Genomic DNA, 2,114 nt, shown 5'->3' with positions numbered 1-2,114 from the left:
GGGTGAAGCGCGGCGGCTAAAAGGCCAAGTCCTAATCTTCTAAAACGCAGAGCCCATTTCCGCCGGTTGGCCCGGCGGCTCTTCCAAAAAGGCAGCATCATGAGTGGCGTGAACGAAATCCGGTCGACATTTCTCGACTACTTCCGCAAGGAGGGTCACGAGATCGTCGCATCGAGTCCGCTGGTGCCGCGCAACGACCCGACGCTGATGTTCACCAACGCCGGCATGGTGCAGTTCAAGAACGTCTTCACCGGTCTGGAGAAGCGGCCCTATTCGCGCGCCTCGACCGCCCAGAAGAGCGTTCGCGCCGGCGGCAAGCACAATGATCTCGACAATGTCGGCTACACCGCGCGCCATCTGACCTTCTTCGAGATGCTCGGTAATTTCTCCTTCGGCGACTATTTCAAGGAGCGCGCCATCGAGCTTGCCTGGAACCTGATCACCAGGGAGTTCGGGCTGAACAAGGACAAGCTGCTGGTCACCGTCTATCACACGGATGACGAGGCGGCCGGCTTCTGGAAGAAGATCGCCGGTTTTTCCGACGACCGCATCATTCGCATCGCGACCTCGGACAATTTCTGGGCGATGGGCGACACCGGACCGTGCGGGCCGTGCTCTGAAATCTTCATCGACCGCGGCGAACACATCTGGGGCGGCCCTCCCGGCAGCCCGGAGGAGGATGGCGACCGTTTCCTCGAATTCTGGAACCTGGTGTTCATGCAGTATGAACAGGTGACGAAGGAGGAGCGCATCGACCTGCCGCGCCCCTCGATCGACACCGGCATGGGCCTGGAGCGGATGGCGTCCATCCTGCAAGGGGTGGAAAGCGTCTTCGAGACCGATCTGTTCCGTCACCTGATCGACGCGGCCTCGTCCGCGATCGGGCATGGTCCCGACAAGGAGACGGTCGCGTCCTACCGGGTCATTGCCGATCATCTGCGTTCGTCCTCCTTCCTGGTGGCGGACGGCGTGCTGCCTTCGAACGAAGGCCGGGGCTATGTCCTGCGCCGCATCATGCGCCGCGCCATGCGCCATGCGCAGCTGCTGGGTGCCAACGAACCGCTGATGTGGAAGCTGGTGCCGGCGCTGGTGCGCGAAATGGGCCAGGCCTATCCGGAGCTGCTGCGCGGCGAACAGTTGATCACCGAGACGCTGAAGCTCGAGGAGACCAGGTTTCGCAAGACGCTGGTGCGCGGCCTCGGCCTGCTCTCCGAGGCGACGGAGACGCTGCATGCCGGCGACATGCTGGACGGCGAAACGGCCTTCAAGCTCTACGACACTTACGGCTTCCCACTTGATCTGACGCAGGACGCGCTGCGCCAGCGCAGCATCTCGGTCGATCTTGCCGGCTTCACCAATGCGATGGAGCAGCAGAAGGCCGAGGCGCGAAAGCATTGGGCAGGCTCCGGCGACGCGGCGACCGAGACCATCTGGTTCTCCGTGCGCGAGAAGGCGGGCGCCACCGAGTTCCTCGGCTATGAGACTGAAGCTGCCGAAGGCATCATCCAGGCCCTGGTCAGGGACGGCAAGACCGTGGACAGCGCCGGCAAGGGCGACGCGGTGGCGATCGTCGTCAACCAGACCCCGTTCTATGCCGAGTCCGGCGGCCAGATGGGCGACACCGGCGTTATTTCAGGCGAGGGCTTCTCGATCGAGGTTTCCGACACGCAGAAGAAGGCCGATGGGCTATTCGTCCACATCGGCGAGGTGGCCAGCGGCACGGTCAAGACCGGTGTTGCCGTCGAGCTCAAAGTCGACCATGCGCGCCGCTCCAGGTTGCGCGCCAACCATTCCGCGACGCATCTGATCCATGAGGCGCTGCGCGAGGTGCTGGGCAGCCATGTCGCGCAGAAGGGCTCGCTGGTCGCGCCCGAGCGCCTGCGCTTCGACATCTCGCACAACAAGCCCATTTCACCGGAGGATCTCGAAGAGGTCGAGCGCATGGCCAACGAGATCGTCGTCCAGAACGGCCCGGTGTCCACGCGCCTGATGTCGGTCGACGATGCCATTGCCGAAGGCGCCATGGCGCTGTTCGGCGAGAAATACGGCGACGAAGTGCGCGTCGTGTCGATGGGCACCGGCGTTCACGGCGCCAAGGCCAACCGGCCCTATTC

The 2,114-nt window shown here is 63.6% G+C and carries 1 protein-coding gene; it reads left to right on the top strand.

Annotated elements, in window-relative coordinates; all coding sequences use genetic code 11:
- Positions 1 to 99: 99 nt before the first annotated feature.
- Positions 100 to 2,114 (top strand): alanine--tRNA ligase (gene alaS / locus EN939_RS31430; protein WP_127271494.1); only part of this gene is annotated, 2,015 nt, incomplete at its 3' end.

The sequence above is a fragment of the Mesorhizobium sp. M7A.F.Ca.CA.002.05.1.1 genome (assembly GCF_003998335.1).
GTDB lineage: Bacteria > Pseudomonadota > Alphaproteobacteria > Rhizobiales > Rhizobiaceae > Mesorhizobium.
Note: the sequence above shows the minus strand (reverse complement) of the source record. Positions and strands in the feature narration are given on the sequence as shown.